This is a genomic window from Clostridium sp. Cult3 (assembly GCF_021655115.1).
Classification (GTDB): domain Bacteria; phylum Bacillota; class Clostridia; order Tissierellales; family Tepidimicrobiaceae; genus PPXY01.
The window spans coordinates 22,992-42,787 of sequence record NZ_PPXY01000018.1 but is presented as its reverse complement, the minus strand read 5'-3'; the positions used below and the strand labels follow the sequence as shown (position 1 = coordinate 42,787).

Below are 19,796 nucleotides of genomic sequence, written 5' to 3'. Positions count from 1 at the left end.
TCTTTCCCATATTACAGATAATAACTCCATAGATGGACAAGATTAATAGAGATAAGTATAAAAGAAAAAACTTGGGTATATAAGTATTAGGAAAGGAGTGTGTATATGACTAAATTATTTTCAAACATAAAGATTAAAAATTTAGAGCTAAAAAACCGTATTGTAATGGCACCTATGTGTATGGTTACCTCTGATGATGAGGGATATGCTAAGGATTGGCATGTGATCCACTATGGTTCTCGGGCTATTGGAGGTACTGGGCTTATCATCTTAGAGGCAACGGCTGTGGAAAGCAGGGGTAGAATTAAAAATGGAGATTTAGGGATTTGGAATGACTCCCATATAGAGGGATTAGCCAAGATAGTGGAAACTTCTAAGTCTCTAGGGGCTAAAGTTGGAATCCAACTGGCCCATGCAGGAAGAAAATGTGAGGTAAAATCGGAAAAAATAATTGCACCATCTCCCCTAGCCTTTGATAGCAGCTATCCTACTCCAGCGGAGATGACCGAAGAAGATATTAGAGTTGTCATAAATACCTTCAAAGATGGAGCACGAAGGGCTGATGAGGCTGGATTCGATGTTATCGAAATCCATGGCGCTCACGGCTATTTAATCAATGAATTCTTATCTCCCCTAACCAATAAAAGGGAAGATAAATATGGTGGCAATTTAGAAAATAGAACTAGGTTCTTAAAGGATATAATAAGGGAGATAAAAACAGTATGGCCTGATAACAAACCTATAATCCTAAGGGTTTCTGCTGAAGAATATGTAGAGAATGGGAATCATCCAGAGGATTTAGTAGATATTATAAATCTAGTAAAGGATGAAGGTATAGATATAATAAATGTAAGTTCTGGCGGAGTAGTTCCTGCTAATATAGATGCGTACCCTGGGTATCAAATTCCCTTTGCAGAAGTAATTAAAGAAGGAACTGGCTTGCCTGTAATTGCTGGAGGATTGATTACTGAACCAGATATGGCTGAAGAAATTCTTAAAAATAATAGGGCTGATTTTATATTCTTAGGAAGGGAACTGTTAAGAAATCCTTATTGGCCACTAGAAGCTGCTAATAAATTGAATGAAGATGTAGATTGGCCTTATCCCTATAGAAGAGCCAAGATTTAATATCAATTAAACCCCCAGCCTTCTGGGGGTTATCTTCTATCCTAAATCCTATATTTCCTTACCACAGGATTTGCAGAACTTAGCATCTTCATCATTAAGAGTGCCACATTCCTTACATCTTATCTTTATTACTTCTTTAGATTGATTTTCTTCTTTCCTATTAGCTATGTCCTTAACCATATCGATATTTTCTAAAGTATCGTTTATCATTCCACCTCTAGCAGAACTGTATGGTTTTAGATCTTCTCTAGCTTTTTCCGGATCCAATATCAATCCTGAACCTGCTGCTCCTTTAGACCCAATGCTCATCAATACATTACCAACAGTCATACAAATCATTCCAATTACTGGTCTTACTATGAAACTTGAATGTCCTCCAAAAAAATCAGGTGTCATCATATCTATGAAAAAAACAGACATAAATAATATAACTCCAAAAATCGTTAAGACTAATCCTATATAATAAATAGCTTTTCTTTCCTTGGAAATCTTATTGGACATTTCTACCCTCCTATGATTAATTTTTTGCTGCTCTATTATATTATCATTATATAACATCTCCATTGAATATTGAACCTTTAATAAACATGTGAAATTTTTATAACAATTTTTCTGAAAAATAATCAATCCCCATAGCTCCTATAGGCGCTGTTATAAGTATGGATAATACTGAAATAGCTAAAATAGTCTCTCCTGACTCTACCCCTAAGGATAATGGAACTGCACCCATAGCAGCCTGTACTGTAGCCTTGGGTATATAGGAGATAACACAAAAAAACCTTTCTTTCCAATTCAAATCTGTTCCCCAAAGAGAAATCAATACCCCTAAACTTCTACCTAAAAGACCAATTAATATAATTATGACTCCAACTTTTCCTGCATCAAAAGCTACATGGATATTAACCTGGGCTCCTACTAATATAAATAGCAGTAATTCTGCAAACACCCACACTTTGTTGAGTTTTGTCGATAATCTTTCCCCTACATCAGGTAGCTTATCCATTATTATAAACCCTATGGTCATTACTCCTAATAGAGAAGCTATTTGAATCTTTAATTCTAATAGACTTTCTATTTCAGTTAATAAAATTGCAAAACCTAAGATTAATAGTAGTTTTTTAGTATCCCTTATATGATAATTATCGAATATCTTAATTAATATTAATCCGATAATAATACCTGCTACAACACCTAACAATATGGAAATAGGAATGCTTAATAGCTTTATTCCAATATTAATATGTGTACCACTATAAAAACCTAGAAAAACACTAAATATAGTTATAGCGAAAACATCATCAATGGAAGCCCCTGCTAATATTAAAGTAGGTATGCCTTTATCCTCTCCTATGTTTTTTTCAATCAATTTTAACATAGAAGGAACTACTACAGCAGGAGAAACTGCTGCAATGATAAATCCTAATATTCCCCCTTCTATAAAGGAGAAGTTTAAAAGTTTCACAGCTGTTAAAGAAATGAAAAATCCTTCAATTAAACCTGGTATACAACTTAATTTTAATGCACTACTTCCATTTTTTATTAAATCATCCTTATGGATCCCAAGGCCTGCTCTTAATAAAATAATGATTAGAGCAATCTTCCTTAGGTCATTAGACACATTAATAATATCCTGTTGAAGTAAATTAAGGCCATAAGGTCCTATAATAATTCCTAATATGAGTATTCCCAATAATCCAGGCATCTTTAACTTTTCAAATAGTTTATTTGCTGGTAATCCTAGTAAAATAATTATAGCTAAACTTGCCGCCACACCATCATCTCCTTTTTAAGTTTAAAAAATAAAACTCCTACAGGCATAACTATAGTATTCCTGTAGGAGTCATTAGCATTAAGCAGTTAAGGTGAACTCCATCACCGTTTTTTAATTTTTCAATAAAAATTATATCATCTTTCAATAACCATGTCAAAATTCATGTTTCCAATCTATGTAATTAATTATACTATATCCTTTTAATATCACCAAACTATTTCATCCTATTCTTTTATTAAATGAACAAATTCCTTTACTGTAGTATTTAATTCTTCAATAAATCCTTCATTTTTTCATACAGGTTTAAGCCTTGTATTATTAGAATATATTGTTTCTCATGTCTCTTAATATCTAAACTCGTGTTTATCTACTTTTATCTTTTGATTATTTATTTCACCTTTCCAAGGTTTGCGTACTTCAATTAGGTTTAAAACATTGTATCCTCTTTTGTCCAAAAACTTAATCATCCTATCATTATTTGGGTGAACCCAATTATATACCGTATCGGCTCCAAGTTTTTCCGCTAATTTTTCTGCTTCATTAAATAATAATGAAGCTATCCCCCTTCTTCTATGCTCTGGTAATACATAAAGGGACTCTGCCCAAACAATATCTCCTTCCACCTTACAAACCAAATATCCTACTATCATGTTTCCTTTATCTTCTGCAATAAATATAGGATATTTATTATCTATGTAATCTCTCAATTCTTCCTTTGCCATATCTATATTTGGCTCTTTTTTAATCCCTTTTAATCCCGCTAAATCTACTCTAAAGTTTGCAATTAATTCTATAATAGCTTCTTTATCTTTCTCTTGGAAAGTGCGTATATTTGTTTTAATTTTAGACATTAATATTCGCTCCTTTTGACTTTACAAAAATTACACAATTTATATTATCCTTTTGTTTTTTTAGCCATATTGAGATTTAAACTTTCTCTTTCATATAATTTGTATAGACCCCATGTATCCTAAATAGGATAGGAATGATGGAAAATCTTCTCAATGTATCTATCTCAAAAGTCCATTCTGGGGTTTTCAATTTTTCTTTATCTTTTAGTGAATACCAAGGACTCATGTTTTCATCATTAGGATTGATAAGTATTTGGGTTTGTTGGGCTGGCATATAGGGCTGTAAAACCTGATACAAAATTGAATTTTATATCATCATAGTCTCCAATTGAATATAGGTACTCTGCCCGTAAAAGCATGATGGCATCAGCACATTGATGAAGATTTCTATCTCCAATATCTACATCTATTACACTATCATATACTCCTCTTGAAGGTTTTTCCCTGCCATTGTAATACAATACCTTTTCTCCATATGGCTTTAACTTTTGATTTCTCAAAAATTCTTCAAAGCTACCTTTGTCTACCTCAACCCTTGTAAACCCTTCTGGAGTTGAATACCTGGTTCCAATTGTACTACCTCTAGGAATGACATGACTAGTATTTTTATTTACCTCATTCTTTTCTGTTAAACTATGGCGAGAAGACGGTTCTGAGTTGTTATCAATTGATCTACAGCTGGTAAACAAAACTAGAATAATAATAATTAAAAAAATTCTAAGCTTCCTCTTCATTAATTCACACCTTCTATACTAATGTAATTTCTTATCATTACAGAGCAAAAATAATCTATTGTATTGTTCATGTTTAGGATAGTAAATATCTTTATACTTTACAATACTAAAATAATTTTCTAATAACTTAGTCCATTCTTCAGTAGTCCGATTCCACAAAAACAGTCCATCGTCTAAAAAATTTTTCTCAATAATCTTAATATCCCATTCCTTAATTTGTTCATCTGTAAGAAAAGGATTTAATTTTATTAACACTTTTCCATCTATTTTAAGAATACGTTTTACCTCTGATAATGCTTTAATAGTATCTGATGGGATTAAATTATCAATTATATTTGAAAGTATTACACCATCAAAGGAATTCTCGGGAATAGATTCTAATGTTTTCACACCGCCTACAGTAAAAGTAAAATTCTCTTTTTCACTCTCTTTTTGAATTTTTCGAGCAATTCTAATACCTTCCTGGGAAATATCAATACCTCTATGAAATTCTGTTCCTCTCAAATGACACTTAAACAACCAGGTTCCATTACCACAGCCAAAATCAAGTATAGAATTTGAATCGTGACAAAACCAATCTAAAGCCTTATCTAAATCATCATGTCCCATGCTTTTAGATGTAATAGGCTTTGTATCTGCCTTGCTAAATACATCATTCCAATAATTTATATTTCTTTCATATGTTAGCATTGAATCCCTCCTTTAGAAAATTTCTACATGCTTTTAAACAATCCTCTATAAATCCATAAAAATTATCTAATCCTTTCCAATTAAAGAAAAATTGCTCTAGAATAATTGGAACATAAATAAAACCATAATCTTTATGTAAATTTGCATTTGTCTGTGCATTATTAATATCATCATGAAAAATAATCCAAATGGAAGCAGCTCTCATAAAATTTTCTTCAAAAACTCTATTCCAGCAATCTTCACTATAATTCCAGGCATACTGATAGCGAATCATTTCATCTAAAATTGGTTTTAGTAGAAATATATTCTCATTTATTAATTCTCTACACTCTTCCAATCTAATATCTAAAATATAATGTAATAATTCATGAACAATTGATTCTTTATCTAATTTGGATGTTATTATATAAATTTCATCTTCTAAATTAACAAAATCTGTAGCCTCAGATGCTTGTAAATAGTTTGGAATAATTATTAGTTCAGGAAGCTCATATTCGGATATATCTAAAACTTCTCTTATTAATAAATAAGATTGATTAGCAATTAAATCATAACTCTCTATACTTTTATTTACCAATGAAATATATTTCAACCATATTTCCTCAATCATAATATTATTTTGAAGTTTAGTAATTTTAACAGGAAGTTCCTTTAGCCAATCAATTAGCTCTTTATTTTTTTCATTTGGGTCAATCTGTTGAAGATTCTCTATATAGTCTAACATTTTCTGACAATCTATATACTCATAGGGCGTTTTTTCAGTTATAAACAAACTTGCTAAAGATAATAAAAAAACCCTTGGCCAGTATGGATTTACTTCACAATTTGAAGTTCTGGCTTTTTTAAAATAATCAATAATATCTCCATCATACTCCACTTCTCTTATTGAATTTATTATATCCCTGTCACAACTACCCTCTGCAAGATTATATCCAGAAGCTGTTAAACCAGCAAAAACAATAAATATATTTTTATTTGGCTCTACTGAATAATGCTTCATATAATTGTCCCCCTGTTTTACTTGATACATTCAATATCATAAACCTGAGATATAGTTTCACTATCAGCTAAATTGAATATATAGCTTCTTCTATAAACATAAAGCTCTTTAAATGATTTAAATAGCTCCATTATTTCATTTTCATCTGTATAATGATGTGGTATACCTGCCTCCCCTTTTCTTCCACCGACAAATGTATTTATTTCAATCATTTCTCCTATACCAAAGGATTCATCCTCTACTGAAAGAAGATCTGTTATTAGTATCCCATTAGGTTTTAGCACCCTATGTATTTCATCAATAATCATCTTTATTTCCCTAAGTGTACCATGGTTTAAGGTAGAGGTACATATTACTGCATCAAATCTATTGTCCTCATAGGGTATATTTTTCATATCAAGCTGTTTATAATTAATATTTTTAAGATTCATTTTACTAGTTTTATCTCTTAATGTATCAATATATTCTTTGCATATATCTCCTGCCCATATATTGAAACCCTCCCTAGCTAAAAATATAGTATTCCACCCAAGACCACAGCCTAAATCTAAAATATCTTTTACATCACGAGATTTAAACAGTTCAACAGCATTTTTGACTTTAGGAAGTATTTCAAATTGAACTTGCCCCAATTCCCCTACTAATCCTATGTGAACATTTTCTTTATTGCTATTTATTTTAATTTTAGTCACTCATACCCGCTCCTTTTTTGCTTCTACCCTTTATAATTACTACCCTAATGGAAATGAAATTATTTCTTAATTTTCTGTATATTTTATAACATTATAACATAAGCAAAACATTTCTCCTATCTTAATTATTAATACTTAAATAAATTTACTCACAAAGATAAGAAAAAACTATGGTTTGCCATAAAATATAGTATAATTATTCAATATTTCAATTTTTTTGCAAAAGCTAATAAGTTAGTGCCAGGCTCAAATATTTACAAATATTTATTAATAAATAGGAAATACTTTTATTAATGGAAAGGGGTTTTTTGATGGTTAATGGAATGGAATATAGGGAATTGTTCAAAAAGCTAGTAAAAGCTTATTATGAAGATGTGTTTGAAGAAACTATTGAAGAAATCTTTTCAAATAGTAAAGTAAGCAAGGAAAGCTTTGCTAAAGTCATATCTGCCCTATGTGGAGTGGAAGTAGATTATTCTAATAAATTCTCTATAGATTTGGTAAGAGCTATAGAAAATTATAGAGAAAGCAATAGAGTTGTAATAAATACCCATTCCTGTGTGAAAAATTGCATACAAATTGATGGCAAGACTATATGCCAAAATGCTTGTCCCTTTGATGCTATTCTCATAGGGAAAGATAAGGCTGATATAGATATAAATATGGATACTTGTGTTAATTGCGGCATTTGTGTAGATACCTGTGATAATAAAAACTTCATTGATAAAATAGAGTTTATGCCTTTAATCGAAGATTTAAGAAAAGAGAAAAGGATTATCGCAGCTGTGGCACCAGCAATAGTAGGACAATTTGGTGAAGATGTATCTATGGGACAGATAAGGGCAGGACTTAAGAGAATAGGCTTTGTCGATATGGTGGAAGTAGCTTTTTTTGCAGATATGCTTACCATTAAAGAAGCAGTAGAGTTTAATAGGCTTATAGTGGAAAAAGAGGATTTTATGTTATCCTCCTGTTGTTGCCCTATATGGGTTGGAATGATCAAAGCTAAATTTCATGAACTAATAAAATACACCTCCCCTTCTATTTCTCCAATGATTGCCTCTGGAAAAGTTATTAAAGCATTAGACCCGGAATGTAAAGTTGTATTTGTAGGTCCTTGTATAGCAAAAAAAGCTGAGGCAAAAATGGAGGATTTAAAAGGGGCTATAGACTATGTTTTAACCTTTGATGAGTTGGAAGATATATTTGATGTTTTTGATATAAAATTAGAAGGCCTTCATGAAGTATTATCTACACAATATTCTTCTAAAAGTGGTAGAATTTATGGAAGGATAGGTGGAGTATCTACAGCTGTAAAAGACGCCCTAAGAGAAATGTTCCCTGATAAATTAAATATATTCTCTAGTGAACAAGCCAGTGGAATAAAAGAATGTAAGGAAATGCTTAAAAACGCCCTCGAAGGTAATACCAAAGCAAAGTTTTTAGAGGGAATGGGCTGTGATGGGGGATGTGTGGGAGGACCAAAAGCTATTATATCAAAGGAAAAAGGTAAAGAAATGGTTGATAGATTTGGAGATGAATCTAAAGTGCATATCTCTACAAACAACAGAATAATGAGTGATTTTCTATTGGCATTGGGAATAAAAGGTCTAGAGGATTTTAAAAACAAGGAAAAAGTAAAAATATTTGAAAGGGATTTTTAGAAACTATAATTAATTTTGCATATATTTTTAAATAAAAAACTTATTAAACCCTTTGATATTTTCTAGGGATTAATAAGTTTTTGTATTGCTCATCTTTAACGTATAGCTTTTAGTTTAGCTATATCATAAGCATTTTTAGTTGTTAACATCTCCATTGTACTTAAGTCATTTCGTAGTTCTACTAATTCATCATATACAGTCTGAATTTCTGCATGGAGCTCATCTGCGAGCATATTTATATCATCCTTAGTGGCAAGATTCTTTATGTCATCCTTGGTTGCAAAGTCCTTTAGGTCATCCTTAGTGGCAAAGTCCTTCAAGTCATCCTTGGTTGCAAAGTCCTTCAAGTCATCCTTAGTTGCAAAGTCCTTCAAGTCATCCTTAGTAGCAAAGTCCTTCAAGTCGTCCTTAGTTGCAAAGTCCTTTAAGTCGTCCTTAGTTGCAAAGTCCTTTAAGTCGTCCTTAGTGGCAAAGTCCTTCAAGTCGTCCTTAGTTGCAAAGTCCTTTAAGTCGTCCTTGGTTGCAAAGTCCTTTAGGTCATCCTTGGTTGTCATAGTTTCTTTTATGTCTCTAACTTCCGTCTGCATACCTTGAACTTCTACATATAGCTTCTCTAGTAGATCATACACCTTCCCATCCATCCTAAGGCCCACCTCCGATATAATCCTATTTAGATTATATCATTTATGTGCCATATAATTCAATAATAGTCTTTTACATAATTTTTCACAAAATCTATTCCAGTAACATCAATAATTCTCCCGTTTTTACATTTTGCCCTTCTTTAACAACTATAGATTTTACAGTACCTGCAACCGATGCAGATACATTGGTTTCCATTTTCATAGCTTCTATTATGGCTATCGATTGGTTTTCTTCTACTTGATCGCCAGGTTTTACTAAAACTTTTGCTACTACTCCTGGAATACTCGCTCCAATCTGAAACTTGTCATCCTTGTCTGCCATCTGGGTATAGACTTCTTCTTTTACTATATTACTTGCCTTATCAAAAACTTTTATGGCTCTTCTACTATCATTGACTTCAAAGTAAAGGGTTCTATATCCTTCATCATCTAATCTGCCAATTTCCAAAAGTTTTATTACTAAAGTTTTCCCTTCTACAAATTCTACCTCCCCAGTTTCACCTTCTCTTAATCCATAGAAGAATATATCGCTACTCATTCTACTGAAATCCCCTTGTTCTTCTATATATTTTAAATAGTCCTCAAACACCTTAGGATATAATGCAAAAGATAATACATCCTTTCTCTCTGGAATCATATTATAGTTTTCTATTAAATACTTCTCTATATTTTCAAAATCTTCTGGTTCAAGTAGTTCTCCTGGTCTACAGGTTATAGGTTCTTCGCCTTTTAATACTAATCTTTGAAGTTTTTTAGGAAAACCTCCCATAGGTTGGCCCATCATTCCCTTAAAATATGATACTACTGAATCTGGAAAAGCCATATCCTTTGCCTTATCGTAGATATTTTCTGGTGTTAGATCGTTTTGGACCATAAATATAGCTAGATCCCCTACTACCTTTGAAGTAGGCGTTACCTTTACAATATCTCCAAGCATTTCGTTTACAGCTTTATACATTTCTTTTACCTCTTCAAACCTATGGCCTAATCCAAAGCTTTCCACCTGTGGCCTAAGATTAGAATATTGGCCTCCTGGAATTTCATACTTATATATTTCTGTAGTTCCTGATTTCAGCTCCGATTCAAATTTACTATATATTGGCCTTATATCACCCCAATAATCTGAAAGTAGCTGTAACTCATCTAAATTAAGCCCCGTACTTCTATCCGTATGTTCTAAAGCTGCAACTACTGAGTTTAATGCTGGTTGACTTGTTAATCCTGCCATACTATTAAAAGCAGTATCCACTATATCTACACCAGCATGAGCTGCCATTAATACAGTTGCTATACCATTCCCACTAGTATCATGAGTATGAAGATGGATTGGTATGCTAATCTCATTCTTCAATGCTTTGATAAGCTTATATGCTGCATGGGGTTTTAGAAGAGAAGACATATCTTTAATTCCCAGTATATGGGCTCCAGTCTTCTCTATTTCCTTTGCAGTCTTTACATAATAGTCTAGGGAATACTTATCCCTACTATCATCTAAAATATCTCCAGTATAACATATGCAAGCTTCGGCTACTTTACCTGCTTTTAGTACTTCATCTATAGCAACTTCCATTCCTTTTAGCCAATTTAATGAATCGAATATCCTAAAAACATCTACTCCCCTATCTGCCGACTCCCTTACAAATTCCCTTATAACATTATCTGGATAATTTCTATATCCAACTCCATTGGAGCCTCTTAACAACATTTGGAACAATATATTAGGTATCTTTTTCCTTAGGAGTTCCAATCTAGTCCATGGGGATTCTTTTAAAAACCTGTAGGATACATCAAAGGTGGCTCCACCCCACATTTCTAATGAAAACAAATCTTTTCCCAATACAGAAGTTGCCTTTGCAATTCTCAACATATCAGTAGTTCTCATTCTAGTAGCCATTAAGGACTGATGAGCATCCCTCATAGTGGTATCCGTCAATAATAGGCCTTCCCTATTATTAATCCATTCAATTAGTCCATCAGGTCCATATTCATCTAATATTTGTTTGGTGCCATAAAGTTCTCCAGGTATTTCTACCTTTGGCACTCTTGGTATATTGAAATCCGGTTTATGTCCTTTTGTTTCATTTATTACTTTTTCTCCTATATAATTAAGTACCTTAAGCTCTATATCAGCCTTAGTACTTATTTCAAATAGCTCTGGATTATAGTTAATAAATCCAGTATCACATTTACCACTTAAAAATTCTTCATGGTTTAATACATTTATTAAAAATGGGATATTTGTTTTTACCCCTCTAATCTTTACTTCTCTTAATGTCCTATTAACTTTTCTTACCGCATCTTCAAAAGTTCTAGACCAGGCAGTAACTTTTACTAATAGACTATCATAATAGGGGCTTATAGTTGCACCAGTAAATCCAGTACCTCCATCAAGCCTTATTCCAAATCCAGAGCCAGTCCTGTATATATCAATAGTACCTGTATCTGGAGAAAAGTTGTTTAATGGATCTTCTGTAGTTACCCTACATTGGATAGCATATCCCCTAGGTTCCACATCCTCCTGCCCTTTAATTCCTATCTCCTTAGAATCAAGAGGGTATCCTTCAGCTATTAAAATCTGTGATTGTACTATATCTATTCCAGTAACCATTTCAGAAACGGTATGTTCCACCTGTATCCTAGGATTAACTTCGATGAAATAATGGTTGCCATACTTATCCAATAGGAATTCCACAGTTCCTGCTCCTCTATAGTTAACAGCCTTTGCAATTTTCACCGCATCATCACATATTTTCTGTCTCTGCTCTTCTGTAATAGAGAATGCCGGAGTATATTCAATAACTTTTTGGTGTCTCCTTTGTATGGAACAATCCCTTTCATATAGGTGAACTATATTCCCATATTTATCTCCTAAAATTTGAACTTCTATATGTTTGGGTTTCTCAAGATATTTTTCAATAAATATATCGTCAATGCCAAAAGCCTTCTTAGCTTCATTTTTGGCGCTATAATACTCTCTTATTAAATCCTTCTCATCCTTTACTACCCTCATACCTCTTCCGCCACCACCAGCCGCAGCCTTTAGCATAACTGGGTAGCCACAATAATCTGCAAATTGTATAGCATCCTCCTCTGAAAGCACCGCCTTCTCTATTCCTGGAATAGTTGGCACTCCCACGCTATTTGCTACCTTTTTAGATTTTATCTTATCACCTAGATTCACCATCATATCATAAGTAGGACCTATAAATTCAATACCTACTTCTTCACATTTTCTTGCAAGCTCTGGGCTTTCAGACAAAAATCCATAGCCTGGATGGATAGCATCTACTCCTTTTTTCAATGAAAGATTTATTATTTCATCGATATTTAAATAGGCTTCTATTGGACCTTTATTTTCCCCTATTAGATAGGATTCATCTGCTTTTGTTCTAAATAGGGAGTTTTTGTCTTCATCAGAATATATACCTACAGTTCTTATACCTAGTTCACTACAAGCCCTAAATATCCTAATGGCAATTTCCCCTCTATTAGCCACCAATACCTTTTTAAATTTTTTCTTCATCTCCAACACCTCCATATATAAATTCGTAGATAATAGCATACTTATCTGGTTAAAGTGTTATTTCATATTCTCAATAACTTTCATTGTAAATTCTCTAGTTCCAAGATTCCCTCCTAGATCTAGGGTCCTACTACTCTTCTCTCTAAATGTATTAGTTAAAGCTTTCTCAATCTCTGTTGCAGCATGAACCTCACCAATATATTTTAGCATCATTACTCCTGATAGTATAGCCGAGGTAGGATTTGCCAAATTTTTGCCTGCAATATCTGGCGCTGAACCATGGACAGGTTCAAAAACAGCAATGTCTTTACCAATATTAGCACCAGGTGCTAAGCCTAATCCTCCTACAAGTCCTGCTGATAAATCAGATAATATATCTCCATATAGATTAGGAGCTACTATTACATCAAAATTTTGGGGAAACTGGACAAGTTTCATTGCCATTGCATCTACTATTATGTCTTCAAACCCTATATCTTTATACTCTCTAGCAATTTCTCTTCCACATTCTAAAAACAAACCATCAGATAATTTCATTATATTTGCTTTATGGACTAGTGTAACTTTTTTTCTGTGTTGAGTTTTGCAGAGTTGGAAGGCATATCTACATATTCTTTCACTGGCTTTTCGGGTAATGATCTTTATACTTTCCGCTGCATCTTCTCCTACCTTATGCTCTATACCTGAATATAGATCCTCTGTATTCTCCCTGACTATTATAAAATCCACATCCTCATGAATACAATCGATTCCATCATAGGATTTTATTGGCCTTATATTAGCAAACAAATTTAATTCTTGTCTTATTTTTACATTGACGGATCTAAATCCTACACCGATGGGAGTAGCTATAGGTCCCTTTAACGCTACTTTGTTATTCCTTATACTTGTTAAAACCGATTCTGGAAGAGGAGTACCTTGGGCCTCTACAGTAGTAGCCCCTGCTTCAACTATTTCCCAATTAATGTCCACGCCAGTAGCATCGATGATTTTTCGTGTAGAGGACATCACTTCTGGACCTATGCCATCCCCCAAAATCAATGTTATATTGTATGCCATGTATTTATTCTCCTTTCAAATTAGGTCTAAAAAATACCTAGTGTTTTATCAAATTTAAAAGGCCTCCTACTTTAAGTATTTTCCTCTGCCTTTCTGTTATATCTAAAAATAATTCATATTCTTCATTTTTAGTCTTGTTCTCTATTAAAATCCTATCTTCTTCTATCTGCTTTGAAACATCTTCAATAGCTAATTCATCTAATATATCTATTCTATTAAAGTCATCCTCATTATAAAATATCAAAGGAAGTATTCCATTATTAATCAAATTTTGTTTGTGTATTCTTGCAAAGGATTTAGCTATAACGGCCTTAATTCCTAGATATAGTGGTACTAATGCTGCATGTTCCCGACTTGAACCCTGTCCATAATTATCCCCACTAATAATGATACCTCCGTTATTTTCCTTTGCCCTTTTAGGGAATTCCGGATCACAAGGTGTCAAACAATAATCCGACAGATAAGGAATATTAGATCTATAGGGTAGAAGTTTAGCATTAGAAGGCATAATGTGATCAGTGGTAATATCATCTCCTACTTTTATTAAGACTTTTCCCCTTATATCCTGCCCTAATCTATCAGTTTTCGGGAAGGGTTTTATATTTGGTCCTCGAATTATTTCAATATCCTCATTTTTTACAGCCGGACTAACTATCAAATTGTCATTTATTAAAAACTTTTCCGGTACGTCTATATGGATGTTTTTAGTACATTCTAATGGATTGGTAATATATCCTGTCAAAGCTGAAGCTGCGGCCACCTCTGGACTTACCAAATATACATTAGCTGAAGTAGTTCCAGATCTCCCCTTAAAGTTTCTATTAAAGGTCCTCAATGAAACTCCATAGGTACTAGGAGCTTGTCCCATCCCAATACAAGGGCCGCATCCGCATTCCAATATTCTTGCACCTGATGAGATCAGTTTAGACAATGCTCCATTTTTCGCTAACATATTTAATACCTGTTTTGAACCTGGAGAAATAACTAAAGAAACATCTTCAGCTATGGTTTTTCCTTCTAAAATATTGGCCACCTTCATTAAATCCATATAGGAAGAGTTGGTACAGCTACCTATTGCTACTTGATTTACCTTTATACCTTTTAATTCAGATACACCTACCACATTGTCAGGACTATGGGGGCAAGCTACTAGGGGCTCCAACTGTTCAAGATCAATTATTATTTCATCATCATAACTGGCTCCTTCATCAGCTACTAATTCCCTATAATCCTTTTCCCTCCCTTGCATTTTTAAAAATCTATAGGTTATCTCATCTGAAGGAAATATGGAAGTAGTTGCACCTAATTCTGCTCCCATATTGGTAATGGTAGCTCTTTCAGGTACAGATAGATATTTGATTCCATTGCCACAGTATTCAAATATCTTATTTAGCCCGCCTTTTACTTTACATATCCTTAATACTTCAAGTATTATATCCTTAGCCGATACTCCAGGGTTTAACTTGCCTTTCAATTCTACTTTGACGATTTGGGGCATGGTCAAAAAATACTCTCCCCCTGCCATTGCCACTGCCACATCAAGACCTCCAGCACCTATAGCTAACATTCCTAATCCACCACAAGTTGGAGTATGACTATCCGAACCTAGTAGGGTTTCACCAGGTACTCCAAATCTTTCAAGATGAACTTGATGGCATATTCCATTTCCTGGCTTTGAAAAATATATTCCATATTTTTTGGCTACTCTTTGTATATATAGGTGATCATCTGCATTTTCTGGTCCCGTTTGTAACATATTGTGATCAATATAAGCTACAGATTTTTTCGTTTTTACTCTGTTCACACCCATAGCTTCAAACTGAAGGTAAGCCATGGTTCCTGTAGAATCTTGAGTAAGGGTTTGATCTATTCTCAAACCTATTTCCCTACCTTTTGTTAGTTCTCCAGTTACTAGATGCTCCTTTATTATCTTTTCTGCTACTGTTAATTTCATATCCTTCCCTCCAATATTAGTCCTAAATAGCTTCGACTTTTTCATTATCTAAAATATCTGGAATACATTTTAAGGTCATATCACGCAATTCATCGTTTCTAATATTTGAAGTCCTCCCGTTGGCATATTCTCTATCGATCCACTTCTTTATGGGTAATATCCTTTGATCATTTTTATTTATCTTATTCCTATTATCTAATCTAAAGTAACCATTTATCCAGGCTGCAATGCCAGCTAGTCCAGAGTATGCATTTACTGCAACTATTGGAGGCTTACCTAATATCTTTTCAGTATCAAAACTGTTATATATTTCTTTATTTTTTAACATTCCATCGGCATGGATTCCAGCCCTTGTCACATTAAACTCACTACCTACAAAAGGCGTACGTGGTGGCACTGTATAATTTAACTCTTTTTCAAAATAATCTACTATATCGGAAATAACTTTAAGATTCATGTTTTTAGTGTTTCCTTTTATTTGTCCATATTCAAATATCATGGCTTCTAGAGGGCAATTTCCTGTTCTTTCACCAATGCCAAACAATGTAGCATTCACAGAAGATCCTCCATATAGCCAAGATGTAGTGGAATTAACAACTACTCCATTAAAATCATTATGTCCATGCCATTCAATGGATTCTGAAGGGACATGACAATAATATCTTAGTCCATGAATAATCCCAGGTACCGATCTAGGTAATTCTACTCCCATATGTGATACTCCTACTCCCAATGTATCGCAAGCCCTTATCTTAACAGGCATTCCATATTTTTCTGATAACTCCATTAAGTTTTTTGCTAATGGGGCAACAAATCCAAAGAAATCAGCTCTAGTTATATCCTCAAAGTGACATCTAGGAACAATACCATTTTCTAAAGCAGATTCTGCGATAGATAGATAAGCATGCATTGCTTCTCTTCTAGTCATATTTAGTTTATGAAATATATGATAATCTGAACAGGACATCAATATGCCAGTTTCTTTAATCCCCATATCTTTTACCAACTTAAAATCCTCTTTGTTAGCTCTAATCCACGATGTTATCTGGGGAAAATCATATCCTCTATCCATACACTCTTTTACAGCCTTTCTATCCTTATGAGAATATAAGAAAAACTCTGTTTGCCTTATAACCCCCGATCCATTATCTAATAGATGAAGATAATCATATATTTTAACCATCTGTTCTGCTGTCATAGATGCCATGGATTGTTGTCCGTCCCTAAAAGTAGTATCTGTAATCCATATATCCTCGGGAATTTCCATTGGTAATTGAATATTGTTAAATTTAATCTTTGGAATTTCTGAGTAAGGAAATACTTCCTTAAATAGATTTGGTCTAATAGTATCAACTCCACTGTAGTTCATCGTTCTTCCTCCCTATTCGTTAAATATTGCAAGTTTCTTATTTGGCTATTGCATTTTTAAAACTACTTGCATTCTTATGTTTTTTTGCCCTTAATAAAATTAATATTCTTTCTTTATATATATTTTGAGGGTATTAAGCATATCATTGGCATTTATCCTGATCTATTTAAATCTAAAAAATAATATTGTAAACAATTCTAACATAAACTTTTAATAATGACAAGCATTTTTTGCAAGTTTTTTATTTATTCTTGCATTCCGTTAAATATATATCAATCTAAAAGGCTCCATGACTATTTCCACCAAAAGACCAAATAAAACATAAAAAATAGGAGACTTTTTTTATAATAAGTCTCCTATTTTTTAATAATGATTTTTAAATTTATTTATTCTACATTATATTTCCATCTATAATTACCATCTTAGGTGATGTATAGTAATCTAAAGGTTCCCCATCCCAAATCACTATATCTGCATCTTTTCCTACTTCTATGCTACCAATTCTATCTCCTAAACCTACCATATTGGCTGCATTAATGGTCATAGCTTCTAGAGCAATTTTTCTAGATAATCCTTTTTTATGCATCATTATAGTCTGAACCATAGTCATACTTATATCCACCGTAGGATGTCCTGTAGATATACAGAAATCTAAACCACTCTTTTCCATTACCGATCCTATTATAGTATCCCTGTTTCTTATTTCATGATCCCGTTTCCCTCCATAGGCAGGTCCTATAACAAGCTTTGGATTGAATTCTTTCAATTCATCTGCTATTAAGTAAGCTTCGCTACATTTATCTACTGTATAGTTCAGATTAAATTCCTCACCTAATCTTATAGCTGTAACTATATCATAGGCTTGATGGGCTGTAAACTTCACTAGCATTCCATCATATATTCTCATTAGGGAATGCATCTTCATATCAAATTTAGGAGGATTATCTGAATGGTATCGTCTATGGTACTCTTTAGCCTTTATGAAGGCCTCTCTAATCATAGCGGCAGATGCCATCCTGGTTTTGGGCATCATATCCCTATTGCCATAAGCTTTTTTGGGAGTGTTTCCTAAGGATACTTTAAATGCTATTTCATCTTCTATTACCATCTGGTCAATGGTACTCCCATAGGTTTTAAATGCTGCGAAGGTACCTCCTATTAGATTGGAATCCCCTGGACCAGCTACCACTGTAGTTACTCCAGATTCCCTTGCCACTCTAATCCCTTCGTCTGTAGGGTTTATAGCATCTATTGCTCTTAATTGGGGCAATATGGGATCTGTTACTTCGTTAGAGTCATTTCCTTCATGTCTATATATCTGCTCTCTTACTCCCATTTCCGAATGGGGTTCTACGATTCCAGGGGTTACAAGGTTATTATTAGCATCTATTATTTTAGCATCCTTATATCTTTCTGGGTCTATATCCTTAGCAATTTCAACTATCTTTCCCTCCTCTACTCTTATATCCCTAATCTCTTCATATATACCAGCCATATCTATTAGATTACATCTTTTAATAATCAACACGAGCCTCATCTCCCTTGTTCTCATAAACTACTTTTCCATCTATAATAGTAATACCTACTTGACTCATGGTGTCAAGGGGATCCACATTCCAGATTACTATGTCCCCATCTTTTCCTACTTCTATACTGCCAACCCTATTATCAATATCTGTCAATCTAGCTGCATTTATAGTAACCCCTTTTAAGGCTGCTTCTCGTGATAGTCCATGTTTTACAAACAAAGCTAACTGCATAGTTTGACCTTCTACCGGGATTACTGGATGGTCGGTCATTATAGCAAAATCTATACCTTTCCTCTCCAATATAGCTGCACTTTCTAAGGATTTGTTACGGGATTCAAATTTCCCTCTACCTCCTACAGTAGGCCCAATTATACATTGAACATTCTTCTCCTTTAATTCATCTACTATTAAATATCCTTCTGAACAATGATCTATAGTATATCTTAGACCAAATTCCTCTGCTATTCTTATAGCTGTTAAGATATCATCTGCCTGATGAGCATGGATTTTTACCCTCATTCCATCAAACACCCTCATTAGGCTATGTAGCCCTAGATCATAATCAAAACCTTTAGATTTGTCTTGGCTTTTTTCGAATCTTTTATATTTTTCATAGTATTCCTTAGCTTTAAATAATTGTTCCCTCATGATGGCAGCACTCATCATTCGAGTAGATGGTGCCTTGCCTCTTTTGCCATAATTGAACTTTGGATTTTCTCCTAAAGCCATCTTCATACATACTTCTTTTTTTATTAAAGACTTGTCCAATATATTTCCATAAGTTTTCATTGCAGCAAAGGTGCCTCCAATAATATTGGCACTTCCTGGACCAGCTACTACTGTTGTAACACCATGTCTTATGGCTACATCATAGGCTGCATCCATAGGGTCAATTGCATCTATGGCCCTTAGTTCTGGTGTAGCAGGTTTTGTGGATTCATTGCCATCCATACCTTCCCTTATGGCAGTTTCATAAACTCCCATATGACAATGAGGCTCTATAAGGCCTGGAGTTACCAGTCTTTCCTTAGCATCGATTATCTCTGCATTGGGATAGTCTTTAACATCTATTTCCTCCTCTATAGCCTTTATCTTTCCCTCCCCATCAATATGGATATCCCTCATCTCTTCATCCATACTTACCATATCCATTAGTCTACAATTTTTGATAATTAACATATGTCTACC

17 protein-coding genes and 1 riboswitch are annotated in these 19,796 nt (G+C 33.6%); of the genes, 2 read left to right on the top strand and 15 right to left on the bottom strand.

The genetic code is table 11. The annotated features are described in order from the left end of the window. Positions 1–105: 105 nt before the first annotated feature. Positions 106–1,128 carry an NADPH dehydrogenase NamA gene (namA, locus tag C3E88_RS04085; RefSeq protein WP_236908888.1) on the top strand — a complete coding sequence of 341 codons (1,023 nt, stop codon included), beginning with the start codon at positions 106–108 and terminating at the stop codon, positions 1,126–1,128. A gap of 48 nt (positions 1,129–1,176) precedes the next feature. On the opposite strand, the gene C3E88_RS04080 is transcribed toward namA, so the two are convergent. The 8 genes from C3E88_RS04080 to C3E88_RS04045 all read right to left on the bottom strand — a co-directional run bounded on the left by C3E88_RS04080 (position 1,177) and on the right by C3E88_RS04045 (position 6,866). Further along, on the bottom strand, positions 1,177–1,629 hold the full coding sequence (locus C3E88_RS04080) for a zinc ribbon domain-containing protein (protein WP_236908887.1): 453 nt from the start codon (positions 1,627–1,629) through the stop codon (positions 1,177–1,179). Positions 1,630–1,726: 97 nt separating this feature from the next. Continuing rightward, a complete protein-coding gene (locus C3E88_RS04075; protein ID WP_236908886.1) occupies positions 1,727–2,899 on the bottom strand; it encodes a cation:proton antiporter domain-containing protein in 1,173 nt (390 codons plus the stop codon). A 56-nt stretch (positions 2,900–2,955) separates the two neighbouring features. Further along, a riboswitch (Fluoride riboswitch) is annotated at positions 2,956–3,014 on the bottom strand. 229 nt (positions 3,015–3,243) lie between these two features. Further along, positions 3,244–3,750 carry a GNAT family N-acetyltransferase gene (locus C3E88_RS04070; RefSeq protein WP_236908885.1) on the bottom strand — a complete coding sequence of 169 codons (507 nt, stop codon included), beginning with the start codon at positions 3,748–3,750 and terminating at the stop codon, positions 3,244–3,246. Between the two features lie 76 nt (positions 3,751–3,826). Next, positions 3,827–3,976 (bottom strand): DUF4846 domain-containing protein, encoded by a 150-nt coding sequence (locus C3E88_RS12485; protein WP_236908899.1) that lies wholly within the window; start codon positions 3,974–3,976, stop codon positions 3,827–3,829. A 10-nt stretch (positions 3,977–3,986) separates the two neighbouring features. Next, positions 3,987–4,484, bottom strand: a complete 498-nt coding sequence (locus tag C3E88_RS04060; RefSeq protein ID WP_236908884.1) for a DUF4846 domain-containing protein — start codon at positions 4,482–4,484, stop codon at positions 3,987–3,989. Between the two features lie 18 nt (positions 4,485–4,502). Next, positions 4,503–5,174, bottom strand: coding sequence for a class I SAM-dependent methyltransferase (locus tag C3E88_RS04055; RefSeq protein WP_236908883.1), 672 nt, complete (start codon positions 5,172–5,174; stop codon positions 4,503–4,505). Further along, entirely contained in the window at positions 5,161–6,174 is a 1,014-nt protein-coding gene (locus C3E88_RS04050; protein ID WP_236908882.1) for a hypothetical protein, read from the bottom strand. The genes C3E88_RS04055 and C3E88_RS04050 overlap by 14 nt, the downstream gene beginning before the upstream one ends. A 17-nt stretch (positions 6,175–6,191) precedes the next feature. Continuing rightward, a complete protein-coding gene (locus C3E88_RS04045) occupies positions 6,192–6,866 on the bottom strand; it encodes a class I SAM-dependent methyltransferase (RefSeq protein WP_236908881.1) in 675 nt (224 codons plus the stop codon). A gap of 311 nt (positions 6,867–7,177) precedes the next feature. On the opposite strand from C3E88_RS04045, the gene C3E88_RS04040 reads away from it, so the two are divergent. Next, on the top strand, positions 7,178–8,530 hold the full coding sequence (locus C3E88_RS04040; RefSeq protein ID WP_236908880.1) for a [Fe-Fe] hydrogenase large subunit C-terminal domain-containing protein: 1,353 nt from the start codon (positions 7,178–7,180) through the stop codon (positions 8,528–8,530). Between the two features lie 95 nt (positions 8,531–8,625). Here the strand turns inward: C3E88_RS04040 and C3E88_RS04035 are convergent, their stop codons facing one another. The 7 genes from C3E88_RS04035 to C3E88_RS04005 all read right to left on the bottom strand — a co-directional run bounded on the left by C3E88_RS04035 (position 8,626) and on the right by C3E88_RS04005 (position 19,787). Further along, complete coding sequence (locus tag C3E88_RS04035) at positions 8,626–9,171, bottom strand: hypothetical protein (protein ID WP_236908879.1); 546 nt, start codon at positions 9,169–9,171, stop codon at positions 8,626–8,628. Positions 9,172–9,265: 94 nt separating this feature from the next. Beyond that, positions 9,266–12,697, bottom strand: coding sequence for a pyruvate carboxylase (locus C3E88_RS04030; protein WP_236908878.1), 3,432 nt, complete (start codon positions 12,695–12,697; stop codon positions 9,266–9,268). 57 nt (positions 12,698–12,754) lie between these two features. After that, positions 12,755–13,756, bottom strand: a complete 1,002-nt coding sequence (locus tag C3E88_RS04025; protein ID WP_236908877.1) for an isocitrate/isopropylmalate dehydrogenase family protein — start codon at positions 13,754–13,756, stop codon at positions 12,755–12,757. A 37-nt stretch (positions 13,757–13,793) separates the two neighbouring features. Then, a complete protein-coding gene (locus C3E88_RS04020) occupies positions 13,794–15,710 on the bottom strand; it encodes an aconitate hydratase (protein WP_236908876.1) in 1,917 nt (638 codons plus the stop codon). Between the two features lie 22 nt (positions 15,711–15,732). Beyond that, entirely contained in the window at positions 15,733–17,079 is a 1,347-nt protein-coding gene (locus C3E88_RS04015) for a 2-isopropylmalate synthase (protein ID WP_236908875.1), read from the bottom strand. A gap of 391 nt (positions 17,080–17,470) precedes the next feature. Further along, positions 17,471–18,607, bottom strand: a complete 1,137-nt coding sequence (locus tag C3E88_RS04010; RefSeq protein WP_236908874.1) for an amidohydrolase — start codon at positions 18,605–18,607, stop codon at positions 17,471–17,473. Continuing rightward, complete coding sequence (locus tag C3E88_RS04005) at positions 18,594–19,787, bottom strand: amidohydrolase (protein ID WP_236908873.1); 1,194 nt, start codon at positions 19,785–19,787, stop codon at positions 18,594–18,596. The genes C3E88_RS04010 and C3E88_RS04005 overlap by 14 nt, the downstream gene beginning before the upstream one ends. Between the last annotated feature and the right edge of the window lie 9 nt (positions 19,788–19,796).

Bases quoted from the DNA above. Each gene is read 5' to 3' on its own strand.
- namA (WP_236908888.1), top strand. From the start codon at position 106: ATGACTAAATTATTTTCAAACATAAAGATTAAAAATTTAGAGCTAAAA.
- C3E88_RS04080 (WP_236908887.1), bottom strand. From the start codon at position 1,629: ATGTCCAATAAGATTTCCAAGGAAAGAAAAGCTATTTATTATATAGGA.
- C3E88_RS04070 (WP_236908885.1), bottom strand. From the start codon at position 3,750: ATGTCTAAAATTAAAACAAATATACGCACTTTCCAAGAGAAAGATAAA.
- C3E88_RS12485 (WP_236908899.1), bottom strand. From the start codon at position 3,976: ATGAGTCCTTGGTATTCACTAAAAGATAAAGAAAAATTGAAAACCCCA.
- C3E88_RS04060 (WP_236908884.1), bottom strand. From the start codon at position 4,484: ATGAAGAGGAAGCTTAGAATTTTTTTAATTATTATTATTCTAGTTTTG.
- C3E88_RS04055 (WP_236908883.1), bottom strand. From the start codon at position 5,174: ATGCTAACATATGAAAGAAATATAAATTATTGGAATGATGTATTTAGC.
- C3E88_RS04050 (WP_236908882.1), bottom strand. From the start codon at position 6,174: ATGAAGCATTATTCAGTAGAGCCAAATAAAAATATATTTATTGTTTTT.
- C3E88_RS04040 (WP_236908880.1), top strand. From the start codon at position 7,178: ATGGTTAATGGAATGGAATATAGGGAATTGTTCAAAAAGCTAGTAAAA.
- C3E88_RS04035 (WP_236908879.1), bottom strand. From the start codon at position 9,171: ATGGATGGGAAGGTGTATGATCTACTAGAGAAGCTATATGTAGAAGTT.
- C3E88_RS04030 (WP_236908878.1), bottom strand. From the start codon at position 12,697: ATGAAGAAAAAATTTAAAAAGGTATTGGTGGCTAATAGAGGGGAAATT.
- C3E88_RS04025 (WP_236908877.1), bottom strand. From the start codon at position 13,756: ATGGCATACAATATAACATTGATTTTGGGGGATGGCATAGGTCCAGAA.
- C3E88_RS04020 (WP_236908876.1), bottom strand. From the start codon at position 15,710: ATGAAATTAACAGTAGCAGAAAAGATAATAAAGGAGCATCTAGTAACT.
- C3E88_RS04015 (WP_236908875.1), bottom strand. From the start codon at position 17,079: ATGAACTACAGTGGAGTTGATACTATTAGACCAAATCTATTTAAGGAA.
- C3E88_RS04005 (WP_236908873.1), bottom strand. From the start codon at position 19,787: ATGTTAATTATCAAAAATTGTAGACTAATGGATATGGTAAGTATGGAT.